This window comes from Oerskovia sp. NPDC056781 (assembly GCF_042789955.1).
GTDB classification, from domain to species: Bacteria; Actinomycetota; Actinomycetes; order Actinomycetales; family Cellulomonadaceae; genus Oerskovia; species Oerskovia rustica.
This window is the reverse complement of the sequence record NZ_JBHUAD010000020.1, coordinates 1-22,089: the sequence shown is the minus strand read 5'-3', so window position 1 is coordinate 22,089 and position 22,089 is coordinate 1. Positions and strand designations below refer to the sequence as shown.

The 22,089-nt window shown below is 72.7% G+C and carries 18 protein-coding genes; 6 read left to right on the top strand and 12 right to left on the bottom strand.

What is annotated here, in order from left to right:
• Positions 1 to 241 precede the first annotated feature (241 nt).
• From ACFRCR_RS03445 to mraZ, 4 genes are all read right to left on the bottom strand, one after another.
• A complete protein-coding gene (locus ACFRCR_RS03445) occupies positions 242 to 2,323 on the bottom strand; it encodes a peptidoglycan D,D-transpeptidase FtsI family protein (protein WP_377675568.1) in 2,082 nt (693 codons plus the stop codon).
• Positions 2,320 to 2,586 carry a hypothetical protein gene (locus ACFRCR_RS03440; RefSeq protein WP_225227870.1) on the bottom strand — a complete coding sequence of 89 codons (267 nt, stop codon included), beginning with the start codon at positions 2,584 to 2,586 and terminating at the stop codon, positions 2,320 to 2,322. Before ACFRCR_RS03440 ends, ACFRCR_RS03445 begins: the two co-directional genes overlap by 4 nt.
• A gap of 173 nt (positions 2,587 to 2,759) precedes the next feature.
• A complete protein-coding gene (gene rsmH, locus ACFRCR_RS03435; protein WP_377675567.1) occupies positions 2,760 to 3,782 on the bottom strand; it encodes a 16S rRNA (cytosine(1402)-N(4))-methyltransferase RsmH in 1,023 nt (340 codons plus the stop codon).
• 299 nt (positions 3,783 to 4,081) lie between these two features.
• Positions 4,082 to 4,516, bottom strand: a complete 435-nt coding sequence (mraZ, locus tag ACFRCR_RS03430; RefSeq protein WP_377675582.1) for a division/cell wall cluster transcriptional repressor MraZ — start codon at positions 4,514 to 4,516, stop codon at positions 4,082 to 4,084.
• 336 nt (positions 4,517 to 4,852) lie between these two features.
• Here mraZ and ACFRCR_RS03425 point away from each other — a divergent pair, with 336 nt between their 5' ends.
• The 3 genes from ACFRCR_RS03425 to ACFRCR_RS03415 are packed head-to-tail and all read left to right on the top strand — an operon-like array spanning position 4,853 to position 9,526.
• On the top strand, positions 4,853 to 5,857 hold the full coding sequence (locus ACFRCR_RS03425) for an AAA family ATPase (protein ID WP_377675566.1): 1,005 nt from the start codon (positions 4,853 to 4,855) through the stop codon (positions 5,855 to 5,857).
• A gap of 1 nt (position 5,858) precedes the next feature.
• Positions 5,859 to 7,187 (top strand): DUF58 domain-containing protein, encoded by a 1,329-nt coding sequence (locus ACFRCR_RS03420; RefSeq protein ID WP_377675565.1) that lies wholly within the window; start codon positions 5,859 to 5,861, stop codon positions 7,185 to 7,187.
• On the top strand, positions 7,184 to 9,526 hold the full coding sequence (locus tag ACFRCR_RS03415; protein WP_377675564.1) for a transglutaminaseTgpA domain-containing protein: 2,343 nt from the start codon (positions 7,184 to 7,186) through the stop codon (positions 9,524 to 9,526). Before ACFRCR_RS03420 ends, ACFRCR_RS03415 begins: the two co-directional genes overlap by 4 nt.
• Here the strand turns inward: ACFRCR_RS03415 and ACFRCR_RS03410 are convergent.
• From ACFRCR_RS03410 to ACFRCR_RS03400, 3 genes are read right to left on the bottom strand one after another with little or no spacing between them, the layout of a single operon-like run.
• Positions 9,474 to 9,887, bottom strand: coding sequence for a DUF3040 domain-containing protein (locus tag ACFRCR_RS03410; RefSeq protein WP_377675563.1), 414 nt, complete (start codon positions 9,885 to 9,887; stop codon positions 9,474 to 9,476). The two genes, ACFRCR_RS03415 and ACFRCR_RS03410, sit on opposite strands and share 53 nt — an antisense overlap.
• A gap of 38 nt (positions 9,888 to 9,925) precedes the next feature.
• Positions 9,926 to 11,185 carry a DNA polymerase IV gene (dinB, locus tag ACFRCR_RS03405; RefSeq protein WP_377675562.1) on the bottom strand — a complete coding sequence of 420 codons (1,260 nt, stop codon included), beginning with the start codon at positions 11,183 to 11,185 and terminating at the stop codon, positions 9,926 to 9,928.
• Between the two features lie 22 nt (positions 11,186 to 11,207).
• Positions 11,208 to 11,654: an SAV_6107 family HEPN domain-containing protein gene (locus ACFRCR_RS03400; protein ID WP_191795655.1), complete on the bottom strand. Its 447-nt coding sequence runs from the start codon at positions 11,652 to 11,654 to the stop codon at positions 11,208 to 11,210.
• Positions 11,655 to 11,778: 124 nt separating this feature from the next.
• On the opposite strand from ACFRCR_RS03400, the gene ACFRCR_RS03395 reads away from it, so the two are divergent.
• A complete protein-coding gene (locus ACFRCR_RS03395) occupies positions 11,779 to 12,885 on the top strand; it encodes a spermidine synthase (RefSeq protein WP_377675561.1) in 1,107 nt (368 codons plus the stop codon).
• Between the two features lie 79 nt (positions 12,886 to 12,964).
• On the opposite strand, the gene ACFRCR_RS03390 is transcribed toward ACFRCR_RS03395, so the two are convergent.
• From ACFRCR_RS03390 to ACFRCR_RS03370, 5 genes are all read right to left on the bottom strand, one after another.
• The gene (locus tag ACFRCR_RS03390) at positions 12,965 to 13,168 is read right to left on the bottom strand and encodes a cold-shock protein (RefSeq protein WP_030150522.1); all 204 of its coding nucleotides are present in this window, start codon (positions 13,166 to 13,168) and stop codon (positions 12,965 to 12,967) included.
• Between the two features lie 313 nt (positions 13,169 to 13,481).
• A complete protein-coding gene (locus tag ACFRCR_RS03385) occupies positions 13,482 to 14,429 on the bottom strand; it encodes a proteasome assembly chaperone family protein (RefSeq protein WP_138824739.1) in 948 nt (315 codons plus the stop codon).
• A gap of 228 nt (positions 14,430 to 14,657) precedes the next feature.
• Entirely contained in the window at positions 14,658 to 15,098 is a 441-nt protein-coding gene (locus ACFRCR_RS03380) for a response regulator (RefSeq protein ID WP_030150524.1), read from the bottom strand.
• A 126-nt stretch (positions 15,099 to 15,224) separates the two neighbouring features.
• Positions 15,225 to 16,907: an ATP-binding protein gene (locus tag ACFRCR_RS03375; RefSeq protein WP_377675560.1), complete on the bottom strand. Its 1,683-nt coding sequence runs from the start codon at positions 16,905 to 16,907 to the stop codon at positions 15,225 to 15,227.
• A complete protein-coding gene (locus ACFRCR_RS03370; RefSeq protein ID WP_377675559.1) occupies positions 16,904 to 18,226 on the bottom strand; it encodes a PP2C family protein-serine/threonine phosphatase in 1,323 nt (440 codons plus the stop codon). The genes ACFRCR_RS03375 and ACFRCR_RS03370 overlap by 4 nt, the downstream gene beginning before the upstream one ends.
• Positions 18,227 to 18,542: 316 nt before the next feature.
• On the opposite strand from ACFRCR_RS03370, the gene ACFRCR_RS03365 reads away from it, so the two are divergent.
• The gene (locus tag ACFRCR_RS03365; RefSeq protein ID WP_377675580.1) at positions 18,543 to 20,777 is read left to right on the top strand and encodes a HelD family protein; all 2,235 of its coding nucleotides are present in this window, start codon (positions 18,543 to 18,545) and stop codon (positions 20,775 to 20,777) included.
• A 72-nt stretch (positions 20,778 to 20,849) separates the two neighbouring features.
• Entirely contained in the window at positions 20,850 to 22,049 is a 1,200-nt protein-coding gene (gene serA / locus ACFRCR_RS03360) for a phosphoglycerate dehydrogenase (RefSeq protein WP_377675558.1), read from the top strand.
• Positions 22,050 to 22,089: the final 40 nt, after the last annotated feature.

The following is a 22,089-nucleotide window of genomic DNA, read 5'->3' as shown; positions in this document are numbered from 1 at the left end:
GTCTCGCCCGGTCGGCGAGGACGCCCGGACCGGGTACTTCACGGGACCTTCACGCGCGCCGGGCATCCTCGGCGCGCGCCGGGGCCGCCCGTGTGGGAACCCCCACAGGGCGGCTCCGCGAACCCCGTCCACGGGCCGCGCGGCCGAGGGCCCGCGGGTGGCCGGGCCGGTCCTGCGCCCAGCCCTCTCCCACGGTCTCGTGACCCGACGACCGAGCCGCCCGGCCGACCGGGGGCCGCGCTCACCACTCGGTCGCGTAGGGCTCCTCGACCTTCGAGCTCGGCGGGACGTTCATGTGCTGGAGCGTGAAGCCCATCACGTCCTTGAACACCGGGGCCGCGACGAGCCCACCGTAGATCGTCGTGCGGGGGTTCTTGAGGAAGACCGCGACCGTGTACTGCGGGTCGTCCGCCGGGGCCACGCCGATGAACGACGCCATGATGTCCGTGAGGCGGCCGTCCGCACCGACCTCCTCCGCCGTGCCCGTCTTGCCCGCGACCCGGTAGCCGTCGATCGCCGCCGCAGCACCCGAGCCGTCCTGGACCACGGCCTCCATCATGTGCAGGACCTGGTCCGCGGTCGACTCCGAGACGACCTGGGTCGTCTCTCGGGGTGGGGCCGGGGTGAAGACCCCGTCCGGACCGGTCGTGCCCTTGAGGAGGGTCGGGGCCACGCGCGTGCCGCCGTTCGCGATCGTCGAGAAGACGCTCGTGGCCTGGACCGCGTTGACCGCCAGGCCCTGACCGAACAGGACCGCGTACTCGGTGCGCCCGTCCCACTTCTCGGCCGGCGCCAGCAGCCCCGCGGACTCGCCCGGGAGCCCGAGACCGGTCTTCGACCCGAACCCGAACTCCCTCAGATAGTCCTCGCGGACCGACTTGGGCAGGTCCTGGCCGACCATCACGGTCCCCGTGTTCGACGACTGCGCCAGGATCCCCGCGAGCGTCAGCCTCTCGACGCCGTGCTGGTGCGAGTCCTTGAAGGTCTCGCCGTTCGCCGTCGTGTAGGTGTACCCGACCTCGTACTGGCTCGCGGGGGTCGCGAGCCCCTCCTCGATCACGGCCGCCATCGTGACGACCTTGCCCGTCGACCCCGGGGCGAAGACGTCCTTGACCGCACGGCTGCCGTCGGCGACGCGTGAGCTGGACCGGTCGTTCGGGTCGATCGCCCCCGAGTCGGCCAGGGCGAGGACCTCCTGGGTCCTGACGTCCTGGACCACCGCGATCCCGTAGTCGGCCCCCGTCTCGGCGACCGCCTTGTCGATCGAGTCCTGCGCCTTCCACCCGATGTCGCGGACGAGGGTCAGGGCCACCGAGTCTCCTGGCACGGCCTCGACGCTCTCCCGGGTGCTGCCCGGGATGCGCACGCCGCCCGCGCCGCCCGCCCGCTGGAAGAGCTCGGTGCCCGGCGTCCCCGTGAGGAGGTCGTCGTAGGTCGCCTCGATCCCCCCGAGCCCCACGACCTGCTCGGTCGCGCCGTCCTCCGACGGCTTGGCACCGACGTACCCGACGATGTTCCCCGCCGTGGTACCCGCCGGATAGGTGCGCTCCGTGGTGAGCTTCGTGCTGATGTAGGCCGAGACGCCGAGCTCGACGATCTGGCGCTGGACCTCCGGGACCACGTCCTTCTTGAGGACCACGTTGCGGTTGACCCGGCCGTTCGTCCCGCTGAGCTGGGCCGCGAGCTCCGGCGCCGAGCGGTCGAGGATGGGAGCGAGCAGCCTGGCGAGCGCGACCGCTCCCTTGCCCTCGACCTGCTTCCCGTCCACCGTGTGCCGTGCCGAGGGCTCGAAGTCCGGGATCGTCTTCTGGTCCGCAGAGACCGTGTACCGGTCGATCGACGTGGCCAGCACCACGCCGTCGGCGTCCGTGATGTCCCCCCGGTGCGCCATCGTCACGTGCGACTGCGTGCGCTGGTTCTCCGCGGCCTGGGCGAGGCTCGGACCGATCACGACCTGGACGTACACCAGGCGGACCGTGAAGACCAGCAGGACGGCCAGCGCGATACCCATGATCCAGCGTTGGCGGTGCTCCGGACGGCCCGGGGCGGGCACGGCCGCGACGGCGGGTCGACCGAGACCCGTACCACGTCCCGAACCGCTGAGCCCCACGGCCGATCCCTGCGCGCCGGTCGCACCGCGCACGGGCGACGACTTCCGCACGGCCCGGCCGGGCTTGCGCGGCGCCTCGCCCGACGTCGACGGTCGCGGGGTGCCGCCTCGGCCCGTCGCCGCGCCCGACGACCGGGTCGACGCGCTCGTGCGGGACGAACCGACCTGACGCGACTGCTCGCCGCGCCCCGGCCGGTCCGCCCCACCGGTCACGGGGTGCTCCCTGCCTCCGGCGCTCCCACGATCGCGCCGTCGGACAGGCGCAGCATCGTCGGCGCATCGGACTCGACCATGCCCAGCGCGGCGGCCCGGCCGGGGAGCGACGTCGCCGCGGCCTGCAGCTGCGAGTGCAACGACTGCGTGTCCTGCTCGAGCACGCCCGCCCTGGTCCGCAGGTCAGAGAGCTGGTAGGACCCCTTGGCCATCGTCGTGTTGAGCAGCAGCGCACCCAGGAGCGCAGCTCCGAGGATCGACATGCACAGGACCAGGAAGGGAACCCGCGAGCGCACCTGCAACGGGGCGCGGACGGCTTCGAGCCGAGGGCGGTGGGACCGTCCCGCGGCCCCCCCGGGCAGGGCGGTGAGCGACGGCCTGCGGGCAGGGGCAGGGCTGGTCGACGTCAGAGGCCGAGCGGTGGCCTGTCGTGGGCTCATGGCTTGTTCTCCCCTCGCGGGCGGTGGCGTAGGTGGTCAGGTGTGGGGCGCAGCCTCTCGGCGGCGCGCAGTCGTACCGAGGCCGAGCGCGGGTTGCGCTCGAGCTCCTCCGGTGGTGCCTCCTCGGCACCGCGGACGAGCAGCTTGAGATAGGGCTTGTGGGTCTCGGGCTCGACGGGCAGCCCGGCGGGCGCGCTCGACGTCGCACCGCGAGCGAGCTCCCGCTTGACGATCCGGTCCTCGAGCGACTGGTAGGACTCGACGACGATCCGGCCGCCGACCGCGAGGGCGTCGACGGCCGCCGGGACCGCACGCCCGAGCACCTCGAGCTCGCCGTTGACCTCGATCCGCAGCGCCTGGAAGGTGCGCTTGGCAGGGTTGCCCCCGGTCTTGCGCGTGGCGGCCGGGATGTTGGCCCGCACGAGGTCCACGAGCGCGGCGCTGCGGGTCCAGGGCTCGACCTCACGACGACGCACCACGGCCCGCGCGATGCGCTGTGCGAAGCGCTCCTCCCCGTACTCCCGCAGGATCCTGGTCAGGTCGCGCTCGTCATAGGTGTTGAGGACGTCCGCAGCGGTCAGGCCCGTCGTCGTGTCCATGCGCATGTCGAGCGGCGCGTCCTGGGCGTAGGAGAACCCGCGCTCGGACTCGTCGATCTGCAGCGACGAGACGCCGAGGTCCATCAGGACACCCTGGACGGCAGGAAGACCCAGGTTCGCGAGAACCTCCCCGATCTCGTCGTACACGGCGTGCACGGCCTGGAACCGCTCACCGAACCGGGCGAGCCGCTCGGAGGCGAGCGCGATGGCCTGCGGGTCTCGGTCGATCCCCACCACGCGCGCGGTGGGCACCTGCTCGAGCACCGCCTCGGTGTGGCCGCCCATCCCGAGGGTGCAGTCGACGAGCACCGAGCCGGGCTCGGCGAGGGCGGGGGCGAGGAGGTCCACGCACCGTTGCAGGAGGACCGGGACGTGGCGGTCCTCCGCTCCTGATCCTGACGTGCTGCGAGGTGTGGTCATGACGCCTCCTTCCTGATGGGTCCTCGTCGGGTCGATGAGGGGTGGAGCATGTGGTGCGGTGCCTGTCTGTCGTGCGGTCTGCCAGCCGTGTGTCGCTGCTGTCCTTGCGGTGCTGCCGGGGAACGCCGTCCTGCTGTCTCGCGGTCCCGCCCGATCAGGTCTCCCTCCGCGTCCTTTCTGGCGCCGGGGAAGTGCGCCAGACCGGGCGGGAGGAGGCCTCATCGTGCGGAGCCTGTTCACCTGCTGCTCGTGCTGTCCGTGCTCGGTGTCTCGTGCCGGGCGGACCCGGGGCCCTGGGCTCAGAAGCGCAACGCTGGAAGCACCTCCTCGGCCGTGGCCGCGTACTCGGCCTCCTGGTCGGCGAGGTACGCCTCCCAGGCCGTGGCGTCCCAGATCTCGACCCGGGTGCCGGCGCCGATCACGGCGACGTCGCGGTCGAGCCCTGCGTACGTCCGCAGCGCGGCAGGGATCGAGATCCTGCCCTGCTTGTCCGGGATCTCGTCGCTGGCCCCCGAGAGGAACACACGGAGGTAGTCCCGCGCCTGCTTGCTGGTGACGGGGGCCTGGCGGATCTGGTCGTACATCCGACGGAACTCGTCCATCGGCAGGAGGAACAAGCACCGCTCCTGCCCCCTGGTCATGACCAGCCCGGAGGCGAGCTGACCACGGAACTTCGCAGGCAGGATGAGCCGCCCCTTGTCGTCGAGCCGAGGGGTGTACGTCCCGAGGAGCAGGCTCGGAGAACCGCCGAACGACTCGTTCACCAGACTCCACCTCCCCTCCCGCTCCCTCGTCCTCCACAGTACTCCACAAGCCTCCACCGAGCCCGAGATATGGCGCCCATTTCACCCCTCTTCGCAGAATCTCCGCAGGTCAGGACACATGGATCGACGTGGAGCGCGCCGCGCCGCGCGCCGCGACCGCACGGGGGCTTCGCGCAGTACGCCCGGCTCGTCCCCCTGCTGCGCACCCCCGGCACCGGTCCCGGGATCCGGACGTGGGGGGAAGTGGGGAGGTTGGTCAACTAGGCTCGACCTTCCAGACGTCAGGCGTGACCAACGGAGGTTCTCGTGCTCACCGACTACTCCACCGCGCCACGGCGCGACGGGATCGATCCTCTCGGGGAGCTCGTCGAGGCGACCGGGCGGATCCGGACCCGGATCGAGTCGGTGATCTCCGGGCGACCCGAGCTCGTCCACCTCACCGTGGCCGTCCTCCTCGCCGAGGGACACCTCCTCCTCGAGGACGTGCCCGGTGTCGGCAAGACGACCCTCGCCAAGGCCCTCGCAAGGACCATCGACTGCCAGGTCGGGCGCATCCAGTTCACCCCGGACCTGCTCCCCAGCGACCTCACCGGGGTCAACATCTTCCGCACGGAGACCCACGACTTCGAGTTCCGCCGGGGTCCGGTGTTCTCCAACATCGTCATCGGGGACGAGATCAACCGGGCATCGCCCAAGACGCAGTCCGCACTGCTCGAGTGCATGGAGGAAGGTCAGACGACGGTGGACGGGACCACCCACCGGCTCCCTCGCCCGTTCCTCGTCGTCGCCACGCAGAACCCGGTCGAGATGGAGGGCACGTACCCCCTCCCAGAGGCGCAGCGCGACCGCTTCATGGCCCGGCTCACCGTCGGCTACCCGGACCTGGACGCCGAGCTCGAGATGCTCGACCGCCAGGAGTCCGACACCCCCCTCGAGCACATCGAACCGGTCGTCGACGGCTCGACGATCCTGCGCTTCGCCCAGGTCGTGCGGTCGGTCTACGCCTCGCTCGCCGTCAAGCGCTACGTGCTGGAGCTGGTGACCCAGACCAGGGAGCACCCGGGCCTCAAGCTCGGGGCGTCGCCCCGCACCTCGCTCCAGCTGCTGCGGGCCGCGAAGTCGGTCGCGGCGATGGCGGGCCGCGACCACGTCCTGCCCGACGACGTCCAGCTGCTGGCGCAGCCCGTGCTCGCGCACCGGCTGATCCTGTCGACCGAGTCCAGGCTCGCGGGACGCACGACCGAGCAGGTGGTCCGCGGGATCGTCGAGGCGACCCCGATCCCCGCCCACTCGACGACGGAACGTCGCTGACGTGTCCGGCTCACGGCGTCCGCCACCGCGCCGGGGACGGACGGCGCAGGTCCGGCCCACCGCCCGAGGGACCGCCGTCCTCGCGGCGAGCCTCGTGCTCGTCGGCACGGGCACGGCGCTCGGCCTGACCGACATCGTCGGGCTCGGCGCCGCGGGTCTGCTCGTCGTCGCGACGGCGTGGGCGTGGATGGTGCTGCGCCGGATCGATCGCGGCCGGGGTGCCCTGCGCGTCTCTCGCCGGATCGAACCGGATCCCGCGGTCCGCGGCACCCAGGTCACGACCCGGCTCCTCGTCTCCCCCGTCTCGCCGAACGCGACGTCCCTCGGCCGGCTCGCCCGGCTGCGGATCAGCGAGCAGGCCGCTGCCGAGCTCTGCGAGCACGACGCCCTGCGCGCACAGGTCGTCTCCCATCCCGACCGGATCGCCGTCCGCTACCGGATCCGTCCCGAGCACCGGGGCCGCTGGCCGCTCGGCCCGGTGCTCACCAGCAGGGTGGACCTCTTCGGCCTCGTCCGCGCAGGACAGTCCCTCGGAGAGGCGAGCACCGTCTCGGTCCGCCCTCGCACGACCGAGCTGGCGGTCCGCGGATCACGAGCCTTCGGCGACCTCGCCCGGTCCAGGAACGGCGCACGGACCTCGTCGAGCGACGACAGCGTCCTGCGGGAGTACGTCGCGGGCGACGACCCGCGTCGCGTCCACTGGGCCACGGCCGCCCGGCGCGGGCAGCTCATGGTGAGGACCGACGAGAACGCGGGCATGGCGTCGGTCACGGTGCTCCTCGACCGAGGTGTCCTCCCGCCGCCCGACACGGACCGGTCCTCGGCGGCGGCCCAGGACGGTGAGTGGGCGGTCGAGGCCGCGGCGTCCGTCGCCGTCACGCTGCTGGGGGCTGGCCACCCGGTCCGCCTCGTCGCGTCGTCGGCAGCCCCGACACTCGACGCCTACCCCTACTCCACCGGACGCACGAGCGACGGTGCGGCCCAGATCCTCGACGACGCGATCGACCTCGGTGGTCACGCCAACCCGCGCGACGCCGAGCGCGCACTCGCCGCGACCGCCGACGCCCTGCGGGCCTCCCGTCGCCCCGGCGAGCTCACGGTCGCCGTGCTGGGCCCCCTCGGGGCGATCTCCGGGCCGTCCGTCGCTCCGCTGGCGGGCGACGGCAACCACTGGGCGTTCGTCGTCGCGCCGGACGGGGACGGCCTGGGCAGCGCCGTCCAGGACACGCTCTCCATGCTGCGCGCGATCGGCTGGCTCGCCGTCTCCGTCGACCCGCGCGCGACCACGGTCAGCGCAGCATGGAACAGACTCATGGAGGAGCACCGGTGACCGCCACGCCCACCCCGGCGACGAGCGCGCTCTCGCGCGAGGTCGTCCTGCGGATCGTCGCCACCTCCGTCCTCGTCGCCGTCGCCACGCTCGCCTCGTTCCGAGCGCTCACCGTGCTCATCGGACCAGGGCAGTGGACCCGGACGGGCACGGCGTTCGTGCTGGCGCTCACCCTCGTGACCGGGGGCACCCGGCTCCTGCTGGAGCGTGGCCGCGAAGCCCGGCCCGGACGCCACGACATCGGGTTCCGCGGCGTCGTCCCGACGCTCGTTGGCCTGGTCGTCGGCGCCTGGGGGCTCCTGGCCGTGTTCGGCGGACCCACCTCGCGCGGCATCGACCTGGCGATCAGCGGCGCGAGCATCGACCGGCTGCTCGCACGCCTCGGTGCAGGGCAGCGGCTGGTCGCCGAGGAGGTCGCCCCGATCGACTCCTCGTTCCCGCTCGCCCTGATCGCGGTGGCCGGGACGATCCTCGTCCTCCTCGCCACCGACCTCGTCGTGGCCGGCCTCCGCTTCCCGTCCGCGGCGGCGCTGCCGCTCCTGGCCCTGTGGATCCCTCCGCTGGTCATCGAGGGCTCGATCCCGCCGCCGGTCTTCGTCGTGACGGTCGTCGCGCTCCTCCTGCTGGTCGCGGTCGACAACCCGCATCGTGTGGCCCGTCGCCGAGGCGCCGTGCCCGCACCCGTCGGGCCCGCCGCGCGGACCTTGCGCGCGGGCGGGATCCTGGGTGCCACTGCTGCGATCGCCGTGCTGGCCCTGGTCGCGGGTACCGCGGCCGGTGCGATCCCCCAGGTCCTGAGCTCGCCGTGGTCGTCCTTCTTCACGAGCGCCGGCCCGACCGTGCGCCTGGCCAGCGACCTCGACATGGAGGAGAACCTCGGCGCCCGCTCCCAGGAGGTCGCGCTGACGTACGAGTTCCCGCAGGAGATCGACCAGGGAGGCGCGAGCACCGGCATCGGCCCCCTGCGCATGTTCACGCTCACCGGCTTCGACGGGAAGAGCTGGCGACGCGGTGACTCGCGTCAAGGGCCCCCGGTCGACGCCGGGCAGGTCCTGTGGCCCGACGACCCCGGGGCCGGGCCGGCCGAACCCAGGACGGTCGCCGTCACGCTCCGGACCCTGCGCGACGAGAAGCTCGTCCTTCCGACCGAGCCCCGGTCCGTCGACGTCGACGGCGAGTGGTTCTACGACGACTCGCGCGACGAGGTGACCGGCAACTCAGCGACGACACCGGGCATGACCTACTCGTTCGAGGTCTTCGCCCGCGACCTGACCGCCGACGCCCTGCGCGCGAGCACCGGTGACGACCTCGACGACCCGAACGTCGTCGAGGTGCCCGAGAGCGCGCACCGGGACGACGTCCGCGCCCTCGCCGAGGAGATCGTGGCGGGCACGACGACCCGCTACGACGCTGCGGTCGCCCTGCAGTCCTACTTCCGTGACGGGAGCAACTTCACCTACTCCACCGAGGTCCCCGAGGGCGCGACCGACGACACGGTCTGGAACTTCCTCCAGGACCGGGAGGGGTACTGCGTCCAGTTCGCCACGTCCATGACGATGATGGCCCGAACCGTCGGGATCCCGGCCCGCCTGGCCGTGGGCTTCCTGCCCGGCGAACGGGCGAGCGACAACGTCTTCCAGGTGACCGGCAAGGACTCGCACGCGTGGCCGGAGCTGTACTTCCCCGGTCAGGGGTGGGTCCGGTTCGAGCCGACGCCCGCGGTACAGGCCGGGCCGGTGCCCGCGTGGGCAGACCCGTTGCTCGGGCCCGCGAGCGACGACTCGACCCCGGTGCCGGGTGACGCGGCGACGAGCCAGGCCGGACCGAACGCGACTCCGGGAGCGGTCCAGTCCACGGCCCCGGCCCCGGGGGTCGGTTCCGGTTCGCTCGGCGACGAGGCGTCCTCTGGACGTGGCTGGAGCATGGGCCTGATCGCCCTCGTGGCCGTCCTCGTGCTGTCGGGGCTGGGGTGGCTCGTGGCGCGACGCCGCGGCGGGGCTTCGGCGGAGCCCGACGTCGAGTCGACGTGGACGGACCTCGTCCGGCAGCTCGACGACCTGGGCATCAGCTGGCACGGCTCCGTGACGCTTCGCCAGGTTCCTGCCGTCGTGGCGGCTCAGGTGGCGGAGAGGACAGGCCGACACCTGCCGGACGCGACGACCGACGCCCTCGTCGCCCTGGCCACAGAGGTGGAGCTGGAGCGCTACGCGCGCACCTGGTCACCTCCGCCGCCGGGCGACCTCGCCGCTCTGCGGGACAAGGTGGTCGCGGGAGTCCGGGACGAGCTCAGCGACCGCCCTGCTCGCGTCGACGGTCCCAACGCTCTTCCAGTCGGTTGAGGAAGCCCTGACGGGGCGCCCCGCTCTTGCCGCTCTTCGCGGAGGACTTGGGGGGAGTGACCTTGCCGTGCTCGTCCACGACCCCGACCGGTCCGGTCGTCGACTTGCGAGGCGCGGAGAAGGCGAACGCCACTCCTGCGAACATCACCACGAATCCGACCACTCCCAGCACGGGTGAGGCCGACGCCGCACCGAAGACCAGGAGCAGCAGTCCCCCGACCACGCCGATACCTGCGGCTACGTAGCGCAGGCCCGACTTGCGGGGGCTCGACTGAAGCGTCGTCGCCAACCGCGGATCATCCGAGGTCAGCGCTCTTTCCATCTGTTCCAGTACGCGCTGCTCGTACTCTGACAGAGGCATGGGCACCCCCGGTTCTCAGCGGTTGATATGTGTCCCCCTCAGGATAGTTCGACATCTGCCCGCGTGGTAGTCGAGCGCCTGCGGGTGGACGCCGGCCCGATCGAATTCACCCCAAAACGGTCGCGGATCCGGTCGAGCGCCCTCTCGGCCTCACGCTGCGCACCGGGGGCCTCCTGCACCGACTCCTCGAGGGTCGGCTGCTCGACCGAGGCGCCTCGACGTTCGAGATTCTCCGCACGCACGCCCACGAGCCGGACGGGCAGGCCACGCCGGTCGACCCCTCGGGCGAGCTCGAGCGCCACCGAGTGGATCTCCTGCGCGACGTCGGTGGGCGAGGAGAGCGTCCGCGAACGCGTCAGCGTCCGGAAGTCCGACGTCCGGACCTTGACCGAGACGGTCCGCGCCACGAACCCCTGGCTGCGCAGACGCGTGGCGCAGCGGTCCGCGAGCCCCAACAGGGCCGATCCGATGATCACGAAGTCGTAGAGGTCCTGCGCGAAGGTCGTCTCCGCACCGATGCTCTGCTCGGCACGCCCCGGTTCGACGGGACGGGGGTCCCGACCCCAGGCGAGGTCGTGCAGGTGCGCCCCGGCAGCCTTGCCGACCGCGGCCTGCAGTGTCGCGACGTCCGTGTCGGCGAGCTCCGCGACGGTCGTGATCCCCCACCCCGCGAGCGTCTTCTCGGTCCGCTCCCCGACCCCCCACAGCGCGCCGGCCGGCAACGTGCGCAGGAACGGGACGGTCGAGGCGGCCGGGACCAGGAGGACGCCGTCGGGCTTGGCGTGCGTCGACGCGAGCTTGGCGACGAACTTGGTCGCGGCGATCCCCACCGAGCAGGTGATGCCGACCTCCGCCCGGACCCTCGCCCGCAGGTCCCGGGCGATGAGGGTGGGCGCGCCGAGCCGGCGACGAGCACCGCTCACGTCCAGGAACGCCTCGTCGATGCTGATCTGCTCGACCAGCGCCGTGATTTCGCGGACGATCTCCATGACCGCCCGCGAGGCGTCCTGGTACGCACGGTGATCGGGCGGCAGCACGACGGCCTGGGGGCACAGCCGGCGAGCGAGCGCCATGGGCATGGCCGAGTGGACGCCGAAGGCGCGGGCCTCGTACGTCGCGGCGAGGACGACGCTGCGCTCGGCACCGCCGACGATCACGGGGCGCCCCACGAGCTCCGGCCGGCGCGTCAGCTCGACCGACGCGAAGAAGGCGTCCATGTCCACGTGCATGATCGAGCAGCCCGACTCGTCGTCACCCCAGTCGCGGCGGGCCAGGGCGGCCCGCGGGCCGCGGCTCACCGCGCGCTCCGCCGGACGGTGCTCATGAGGCCGCGACCCGCAGCGAAGGGTGGCGCACGAAACCGACCCCCGGGTCGACCAGCATGGCGACCTCGTCGCGGAAGTCCTCGGCGCAGGCCATGATCTCGTCGGCCTGCCGGGCCTCGACCGCATCGAAGCGACCGGCGTCGACGGCCGCCCGGATCCGCGCCCCGCCCGCGAAGTAGACCGACCAGGCGGACAGCCCCGGCTCGACGAGCGCGAGCATGTCCCAGACGGACCGGGCGCGCGACCGGGGGGACGGCCTGCCGCGGAGCGCGACGACCGCGGCCGCGGAACGCAGCGCACCCAGGTGCGAGTGGACGAAGCGCTCGGCCGGGTCCGCCGTGAGCCCGGCGGCGACGAGCTCGGCGTCGGCACGGGCCAGGAGGCGCACGACCTCGGGAGCCACGAATCCTGCTCCAGGGAGCGCGCTGTGCTGCGTGGTCATCGGAACACCTCCATGCCAACTATCGAACACCTGTTCGATCCTGTCAATCCTCCGGGCGACCGTCCGGCGGGCCCCCGACGACGCGGCGCCGCCTCACGGTCTCGGACCGCCTACGGTTGACCCCATGGGCCGCAAGACCACCGGGCGCTCGTCCCGCCGTACCTCAGCATCCACCTCGCCACCCACAGAGACCGGCCCGTCGTCACGGCGCGGCCGCGCGGGCGCCCGGCACCAAGGTGCCGAGAGCACCCGCGACCTGCCCACCGAGGAGGTCCGCACCTCGACGGGCACCGCCCGGCTGGTGCCGGACCCGGACGGCAGCACGGGCGTCACCCTCCTCGTCAACGGGGTGCCCAGCTCGCACCTGGACCTCGCCGACCCGGGCCTGCTCACGTTCGAGTACATGCAGCAGATGGCGGCGGTCCTCGCCGCACTCCCCTCCGGGCCGCTGCGGGTCGTGCACCTGGGCGCCGCCGGGTGCACGTTCGCCCGGTACGTCGAGCACGAGCGGCCGGACTCCCGGCAGGTCGCGGTCGACCTCGACGCCGACCTCGTCACGCACGTGCGCGAGTGGTTCGCCCTCCCCCGCGCGCCGCGCCTCAGGCTGCGCGCCGGCGACGCTCGCACGGAGCTCGCGACCCTGCCCGACGCGAGCGCCGACGTCGTCGTGCGCGACGTCTTCGCGGGTGACACGACCCCGGAGCACGTCACGACGACCGGCTTCGTGCGCGAGGTCCTGCGCGTCCTGCGTCCCGGCGGCGTCTACCTCGCGAACTGCGCCGACCGCCCGCCGCTCGCGCTCGTCCGGGCCGAGGTGGCGACGGCGGTCTCGGCCCTCGTCACCGACGGCGCCACCGACCGGGGCGTCTGGGGCGACGTGGGACTCATCGCCGAGCCCGGACAGCTCAAGGGCCGCCGCTACGGGAACCTGGTCCTGGTCGCGGTCCGTGGCGCGGCCGCCGCCTCGACCGGTCCGTCCGAGGGCTCCGCCCCGGCCGGGCTCGACCTGCACGACGCGACGCTCGCACGCGCGCTGCGGAGCCTGCCCGTACCGGCCACGCTGCTGACGGGCGAGGACGTGCGCCGGTTCGCCGGCACCGCGGCGCCGCTCGAGGACCCCCCGGGGCCCGTCCCGCCCGCCGGTCCCGCCTCGTCGTCGCCCGACGACGCCACGCGCCCGGGTGCGCGGCCGGAGGACGAGCGCGACGCCGTCGGGCCGGGGAAGGACTGACACAGCACGGAGGCCGCACCCCACGCCGGGGTGCGGCCTCCGTCACCGACCCGCGAGAGTCGGCACACGATCAGGGAGATCAGAGCGGGCGGACGTTCTCCGCCTGCGGGCCCTTGGGCCCCTGGGTGATCTCGAACTCGACCCGCTGAGCTTCTTCGAGCGACCGGTAGCCCTGGGCCTCGATCGCGGAGTAGTGGACGAAGACGTCGGCGCCGCCGCCGTCCTGGGCGATGAACCCGTAGCCCTTCTCAGCGTTGAACCACTTCACAGAACCCTGCGCCATGCTGTTCCTCGTACCTTCTGTCCATGCGGGGACATCCGCGAACGGACCCTTCGCCCGTTCATCGAGCCGCAGCCACGCGGACCCGCGACGCGCTCCGCGAGGTCCGGTCGTGGCGACCGCCGGTTGGACTGGCACGACCCCGGCGGACCGGGATCCTGCTGCGCCGATACCGGTTCACGCGAAGGCATGTCTCGAGCACGTCACTGCAACGAGACTTAGTTTTGCACGGTGAAGGTGAAGTTCGCCACGTCAGGCGCCGAGGAAATACCGTGATTCGTCCGCACAACCTCCGCAGAACCTCCGCGAGCGGCCCTCACTCCCCCGTCTGCTGGGCAAGGAAGCGTTCGAACTCGGCCCCGAGCTCGTCAGCAGTCGGAATAGGGGCCGACTCCGCGAGCAGGCTCGTACGGCCCACCGAACGGGCGAACGCGTCGTACTGCTCCTCGAGCGCACGCACGACCGCGGTGACCTCCTCCGACTCGGCCATCTGACGCTCGACCTCCGCCACGGCCTCCTGGGCCCCCGCCGTGAGCGCCGCGACCCGCAGGTCCAGACCCGTCGAGCGCTGGACGTTCTCGAGCGCCACCACGGCGGCGGGCGGGAACGGCGACTGCGCCAGGTAGTGCGGCACGTGGACCGTGAAACCCATCGCGTCGTGCCCCGACTCCCCCAGGCGCAGCTCGAGCAACGAGGCCAGCGAGCCGGGGACCTTGACGGTGCCGAACCACGACGTGTGGTCCTCGATCAGCTCGCGCCGGGTCGCGTGCGCCGTCACCGACAGCGGGCGCGTGTGCGGGATGCCCATGGGGATGCCGTGGAAGCCCACGACGAGCGACACGTCGAAGCGGCGCACGAGCTCGCGCAGCGCGGCGACCACGCGCTCCCACTGCAGGTCCGGCTCCATGCCGTGCAGGAGAAGGAAACCCGTGCCCTCGGCGTCGCGCACGTGGTCGATCGCGAGGAACGGCTCGTCGTACGACGCCCACCGGTCCGCGTCGAACACCATCGTCACTCGCTTCGAGCGGTAGTCCAGGAGCTGGTCCACGTCGAACGTGACCAGTCGCGTGACCTCGAACTCCTCGAGCAGGTGCTCGACCGCGAGCTCGCCGGCCGTCCCCGCGTCCACGAACCCGCGCACCGAGTGCAGCATGACCGGGCCCGTCGCGCGGACGGCAGCCTCTCCCTGCGTCCCCGTCGCCGCGGGCAGGACGCGCGCCACAGCGGCCTCGTCCACCTCGTAGATCTCTCGTGGGTCCAACACCAGATGCTCCTCCGTCGTCGTCCTCGCCCGCCCAGGTCGGCGGCCGGGCGGTGCCGGCACGGTTCTCGGGCGGTTCGATCACGACAACACCGAGGGCCGCCCGATGCTTCCCGCGCAGAGGGCCGGGGCGTCCCGGCCGCACGAGCGCGCACGTGTCAGCCGCGCAGGCGCGCGCAGTCCCGGCTGCGCAGCGTGCGAGGCACCCGGCCACGCCGCCGCGCGAGGATCTCAGCGGGCGGGCAGGCGGACCACGGTGACGAAGAAGTCGTCGATCTGGCGCACGACGTCGATGAACCGGTCGAAGTCGACCGGCTTGGTCACGTAGGCGTTCGCGTGCAAGGAGTACGACCGCACGACGTCCTCCTCGGCCTCCGACGTCGTCAGGACGACCACGGGGATCTGGCGCAGGGCCGGGTCGGACTTGAGCTCGCCGAGCACCTCGCGCCCGTCCATGCGGGGCAGGTTCAGGTCGAGCAGGATGAGGTCGGGCGTCGGGGCGTCGGCGTACTCGCCCTCCTTGCGCAGGAAGGCCATCGCGCTGACGCCGTCGCTGACCACCGAGAGGCGGTTGGTGACCTTGTGGTCCTCGAAGGCCTCACGCGTCATGAGCACGTCACCGGGGTCGTCCTCGACCAGCAGGACGTCGATCACCTTGTGCCCGTTGCTCATCTCGTCCACCACGCCGTTCCTCGTCGTCGGGCTCCGGTCGGAACCACGCCGCGAGCCTAGTCGACGCCGACCGGACGGGCGCGGCTGCGCGCGCCGTGAGGGCCCGACCAAGGCTCGCGGGGCTCCTCACCGGGCCGACGGCGACGGCGTGCTCCCGACCGGGTCGTACTGGTGCGCGATCGTGAACCGGACGGTCGTGCCGCCGCCGACGGTCGGTTCGATCCAGATCCTGCCCCCGTGGTACTCGACGATCCGCTTGCACAGAGCGAGCCCGATCCCGGTGCCCTCGTAGACGTCCTTGGGGTGCAGCCGCTGGAAGATGACGAAGACCCGCTCCGCGTACTGGGCGTCGATCCCGATCCCGTTGTCGGCGACGGCGAACTCCCAGGCGCTGTCGAGCGCGCGGACCGCGACGTGCACCACCGGCGGTCGCTCGGGGTCCCGGAACTTGATGGCGTTCCCGACGAGGTTGACGAAGAGCTGTTCGAGCAGCCCCTTCTCCCCGCGCACCGTGGGCAAGGGGTCGTGCGTCACGGTCGTGCCCGTGGTCGTGATCTTCTCCTCGAGGTCGGAGAGCACCACCCCGAAGGCCTTCTCGAGGTCCACCGGGCCTCTCGCGGCGCCCGTGCGACCGACCCGCGAGAAGCCCAGCAGGTCCTGGATGAGGCGCTGCATCCGCTTCGCCCCGTCCACGGCGAACTCGATGTACTGGTCGGCCCGGTCGTCGAGCTGGCCGCCGTACCGCTTCTGCAGGAGCTGGGTGAACGACGCGACCTTGCGCAGCGGCTCCTGCAGGTCGTGGGACGCGACGTAGGCGAACTGCTCCAGGTCGCGGTTCGAGCGGGCGAGCTCCTGGGCCTGGGCCGCGAGGAGCTCGTGCGAGTGCTCGACCTCCGCGTGCGACGTGCGGATCTCCGCGACCTGGCTCACGAGCTCCCTGCGCATGTGCTCCACGTCGACCGCGAGCGCCCCGATCTCCCCCGGCGCCTGGACGGCGACCGGCTGGCGCAGGTTCCCGTCGCTGACGACCCGGACCTGATGGGCGAGCGTCGTCACCGGGTCGGTGATCCAGCGCTTGAGCACGCTCCAGAGGAAGCCCCCGACGAGGACCGCCGCCACGACGAGGACGACGACCGAGCCGAACAGCACCTGCGTCCACACCTCGAGCGAGCGGACCTTCTCCTCCCGGACCTCGCGGAGCACGGCGATGTAGTCGCCCGTCGCGGTCCGGGCCTCCGCGAAGAGCCGGGCGCCCTCGAGACGGTCGTCCGTGGTCACGGCGTCCGGGCCGTCCTGGCGCACCTTCTCGACAGCGGGCTGTGCGAACTCGACCGACCACGCGTGGACGGCCCGGGTCGCGTCGTCGAGCGCCGTGGCGACGGGGGACGACCTGGTGATGCGCTCGGCCGTGGCGTCGTCGTGGATCGCGCTGCCCCCTTCCTTCGCCAACGACCGGTCGAAGGCCTCGAGGTTCAGGGCGCTCCCGGTGGCCAGGTAGCCGCGCACCGAGGACTCGGCGTCGACCAGGGTCACGTAGGCGCTGTCGGCCTGCGTGACGGCCGTGAAGTACGGGTTGGTGACCTCGTCCTGGTAGCGCACCACGTTGACGAGCGCGACCACCGAGACGCAGACCACCACGAGGAGGATCGCCGCCGCGAGGACCAGCAGACCGCCGAGCCGACGCCGCAGCGACGGGCCCGGCGGTGGCGCGTCGGGGACCTCGCCGTCCAGCGGCTCGTCGTCCGGGGTCGAGGGCGGCGCACCGTCCGTGCCCGCGGGCGGCGTGCCGTCCGGGGACGGTCCCGTCACTGCGACCACCCGTCCGAGTCGGCGAGCGTCGCGGTCCGTTCGCCCCGGGCGTCCTGGTCGGGGCCGCCCCACCCGATCACGAGCACCGCCGCGTCGTCCGCGAGGGGACCGCCGTGCAGGGTGCGCACCCGACGGAAGAGCCTCTCGACGAGCCCTTCCCCGCCGTGCGCGAGCTCGGTGTCGACGGCCGCGACCAGCCCCTGGACCCCGAGCCGTTCGCGCCGACCGGGCGTCCCGCCGGCAGGCGGTGCGTCGGCAGGCGGTGCGTCGGCCTGGGGGCCCTCGGCGAGCGTCGCCTCGATCAGCCCGTCGGTGTAGAGCATGAGCGCCCAGGGCGCGTCGAGCGGCACGCGCTCTGGGCGCCACCCACCCGTGACGGGGATGCCCAGCGCCCGGCCTCGCGAGGTCGTCGGGAGCTCGGTGCACGAGCCCTGCAGGAGCAGCGGGGGCATGTGGCCCGCGAGGTAGAGGTCGACGCTTGCACGGTCCGGCGAAATGACGACCTGGCACAGGGTCACGAACACCTCGGGCCGGGCACGCTCCGGGACCAGGACACGTTCGACGAGGGGCAGGATCTCGGGGGGCGCGACGTCAGAGAGGACGAGGGTGCGCCACGCGGTGCGCAGGGTCGCGCCGAGCGCCGCCTCGTCCGGGCCGTGCCCTGCCACGTCACCGATCAGGCACAGGACGCTCCCGTCGGGCCGCTCGACGGCGTCGTAGAAGTCCCCACCCAGCAGCCCGTTGCCGCCCGGGATGTAGCCCACCATCACGGCGATGGTCTCGTCGGTCACGAGCGGCTTGGGCAGCAGGGCGTGCTCGAGCCGGGCGGTCTCGGCGGCGCGCACCTCGCTGCGGTACAGCGCACGCTGCTGCTCCTTGGAACGGCGGCGCTGCACGGAGTAGCGGACCGAGCGGCCCAGGAGGTCTCCGTCGACCTCGCCCTTGACCAGGTAGTCGTCGGCTCCCGCCGCCACCGCCTGGACCCCGAGGTCGATCCCGGTGTGCCCGGTGAGCACGACCAGAGCGGGTGGGTCCTGTCGGGACTGGAGCCGCTCGACCGCGGTCAGTCCCACCGCGTCCGGGAGGCCGAGGTCGAGCAGCACGCAGTGCACGTCGTGCAGGCGCAGCATCTCGAGGGCGACGTCGAGGGTCCTCGCCCGGTGCAGCTCGACCTTGACCCGTGCGTCGTCGAGGAGCTCCTCCACGAGGACCGCGTCCCCGTCGTCGTCCTCGACGAGCAGGACACGCAGGAGGTCTTCCGGGGACAGGACACCTGGGGTCCCGCTCTGCGGACGGGGCGACACGGGCTCAGTCACCACGACGCGCGCCTCCGGTCAGTCGCCATGGTTCCCGATCGTAGAGGACGCGGGCGCCTCGCGCTGGGAGGTGAGGCCCGTACGGCGCAGCCCGTGCGCTCGTGGGAGAGCGTGTCCACGCACGGGGCCGGTGGCGCCCGGTACGCGCGGGATCGGCAATAATGGACGGCTGCGTCGCGGGGCGCGCGAGCGGACCGCGAGGGACCAGACGACAGGACGGAACAGCGTGCGCGAGACGAGCGACCGGACGAGCGGGGCGTCGACCACCGGCGAGAAGGTCCGGCCGGAGGACGTCCCGACGTCGCACCGCCAGCACGAGATCACCACGGAGCAGAGCGTCGTCGACACGCTCTACGCGCGTCTCGACGAGCTACGGGCCTCCACCCGCTCGCGGCTCGCGGGGGTGCGCCGGTCCGGGCCCTCCGGGTCTCCCCAGAACCGTAGCGAGCGCGACGCGTTCGCGACCCTCTACGAGGACCGGCTGGCCCAGCTCGAGGCGGTCGAGGACCGGCTCGCGTTCGGCCGCCTCGACCTGGAGGACGGTGCGACCCGCTACGTCGGGCGCATCGGCCTGTCCGACGAGGAGCACACGTCCATCCTCACCGACTGGCGTGCTCCGGCCGCGCAGTCGTTCTACCGCGCGACCGCGGCGCACCCGGACGGGGTCCGACGCCGCCGTCACCTCGTGACCCAGGGGCGCTCGGTCACGGGCATCGAGGACGAGGTCCTCGACCTCACCTCGGGAACGGTCGCCGAGTCGTCCCTGTCGGGCGAAGGTGCTCTGCTCGCCGCGATGGCCGCAGGTCGCACGAGCCGCATGGGCGACATCGTCGCGACGATCCAGGCCGAGCAGGACGCGATCATCCGCTCCGAGCTCGCCGGGGCGCTCGTGGTGCAGGGCGGGCCGGGCACGGGCAAGACCGCCGTGGCGCTGCACCGCGCCGCCTACCTGCTGTACGCGCACCGGCGCCTGCTCGAGCGCTCGGGCGTGCTGCTCGTCGGGCCGAGCCTGTCCTTCCTGCACTACATCGACCAGGTCCTGCCCTCGCTCGGCGAGACGGGCGTCGTGAGCACGACCGTCGCCGAGCTCCTCCCGGGCCTCGTCGCCGACGGCGAGGAGGCCCCCGAGGTGGCCCGCATCAAGGGCCGCGCGTCCTGGGCCCGGATCGTCCAGCGGGCCGTCCGGGCTCGCCAGCGCGTCCCCGCCGAGGACCAGCACCTGCGCATCGACGGGCACGACCTCGTGATCCGGCGCGCGGACGTGCGCGAGGCGATCGCCAAGGCCCACCGCACGCACAAGCCGCACAACCTCGCCCGGGTCCCCTTCGTGCGCGAGATGCTGGGCCGCCTCGCCGACCAGTACGTGACGCAGCTCGGCGGGCCGGTCGCCCCCGAGGAGCGGGCCGAGGTGATCGACGACCTGCGCCACCAGCGGGAGATCCGGATCGCGCTCAACCTCGCGTGGATGCCGCTGACGCCGGAGCGCCTGATCGAGGACCTGTTCATCAAGCCGCACCGGCTCGCAGAGGCCGCGCCCGACATGTCACGCGCCGACCGTGCCGCGCTCGCGCGCCCCAAGGGCTCGCCGTGGACCCCTGCGGACGTCCCGCTCCTGGACGAGGCCGCCGAGCTCCTGGGCGAGGACGACCAGGCCGCCCGCGCCCAGGCCAAGGCCGAGGCCGCGGAACGGGCGGCCAGCCTGGACTACGCGCGTCAGGTCCTCGAGTCGTCCGGCGCAGGCGGCGGGATCGTGGGTGCGGAGATCCTCGCCGACCGGTTCGCCGGGGGTGGCTCGCGCCTGACGACGGCCGAGCGTGCCGCGCAGGACCGGACGTGGACCTACGCGCACGTCGTGGTCGACGAGGCGCAGGAGCTGTCCGCGATGGCGTGGCGGGCCCTGGTCCGTCGCTGCCCCACGCGGTCCATGACGATCGTCGGCGACGTCGCCCAGACGTCCTCCCTCGCGGGGGCCCGGTCGTGGGCGAGCATGCTCGACCCTTTGCTGCGCACCTCGTGGCGCCTCGCGACGCTCACCGTGAACTACCGCACGCCCACGCAGATCGCGGACGCCGCGCAGCGATTCGCCGCGGCCCACCGCCTCCCGACGTCGTCGCTCACCTCGGCGCGCGACGTGCCGGGAGCGCTCGTCCTGGCCCCGGTCCCGGACGGCGAGGACCCGCTGACCGAGGTGGCCGTCCGGGTTCGGTCGGCCCTCGCGGAGTTCGTCGGGCCCGACGGCGCGGGCAGGGTCGCGGTCGTCGCCCCCGCCGACCGCGTCGCGGGCGTGCGCGACCACCTGACCCGTGCCCACGCCCTCGACCCCTTGCTCACGGGCCCCGCCGCCGCGGTCGAGGGCGCGCTGGGCGCGGCCCTGGCGGTCATGAGCCCGACCCAGGCCAAGGGGCTCGAGTTCGACGCGGTGGTCCTCCTGGAGCCTGCCGACGTCCTCGCGGCGACCTCCGGCGCGTCCGAGCTCTACGTCGCGATGACCCGCCCGACCCAGCGGCTCGTGGTCGTGCACTCCCGCCCGCTCCCCCGGGGTCTCGCCGACTGACCGGAGGAGATCGCGTCGTCCGAGGGACAAGACTCGTTTGGTGCTCGCAGCAACTCGGCGCACCATAGACACGTGCTACGTGCCCTCCTCCTTGAAAACCTGCACCCTCTCGCCACCTCGATCCTCGAGTCCGCCGGTATCGACGTGACCGTGCGCACCGGGGCCATGGACGAGTCCGAGCTGATCGAAGCCCTCGAGGGCGTGAACATCCTCGGGATCCGGTCCAAGACCAACGTCACCGCCCGTGTGATCGAGTCCTCCCCGGACCTGGTCGCGATCGGCGCGTTCTGCATCGGGACCAACCAGATCGACCTCAAGGCCGCGGCCTCCCACGGCGTCGCGACCTTCAACGCGCCTTTCTCCAACACGCGCTCGGTCGTGGAGATCGCGCTCGCCGAGATCATCGCGCTGACCCGCCGTCTCACCGAGCGCGACCGTGCGTTGCACGAGGGCGTCTGGGACAAGTCCGCCGAGGGCGCGCACGAGGTCCGCGGTCGCACGCTGGGCATCATCGGCTACGGCAACATCGGCACGCAGCTCTCGGTCGTCGCCGAGGCTCTGGGCATGTCGGTCGTCTTCTACGACACGGCCGAGAAGCTCGCACTGGGCAACGCGCGTCGCATGGACAGCCTCGACGAGCTCCTCGAGACGGCGGACGTCGTCACGCTCCACGTCGACGGGCGCGGCGGCAACGCCGGCCTGTTCGGCGAGAAGCAGCTCTCACGCATGCGCCAGGGCTCGATCCTGCTGAACCTGTCGCGCGGTTTCGTCGTCGACACCGTCGCCCTGCGCGAGGCGATCCTCTCGGGGCACCTGTCGGGGGCGGCCATCGACGTGTTCCCCGAGGAGCCCAAGAAGCGCGGCGACCACTTCGACTCGGAGCTGCGAGGCCTGCCGAACGTCATCCTCACCCCGCACATCGGCGGCTCGACCGAAGAGGCGCAGGAGTCCATCGGCCAGTTCGTCGCCGGCAAGCTCCGCGACTACCTGGCGACCGGGTCGACGACGCTGAGCGTCAACATGCCGAACCTCGCGCTCGAGCAGAGCACCGGCGTGAGCCGGATCGCCCACCTGCACCGCAACACGCCAGGCGTGCTCGCGGCCGTCAACGCGGTCCTCGCCGAGCACGGGACGAACATCGAAGGCCAGATGCTCGCGACGCGCGGCGAGCTCGGCTACGTGGTGACCGACGTCGGTGCAGAGCTCCTGCCCGCCGCCATCGCGGAGCTGCAGGCCATGGACGCGACCGTCAAGCTGCGCGTGCTGTCCTGACTGCCGCCATCCCGACATGAGGAAGGGGACCAGCCCGACG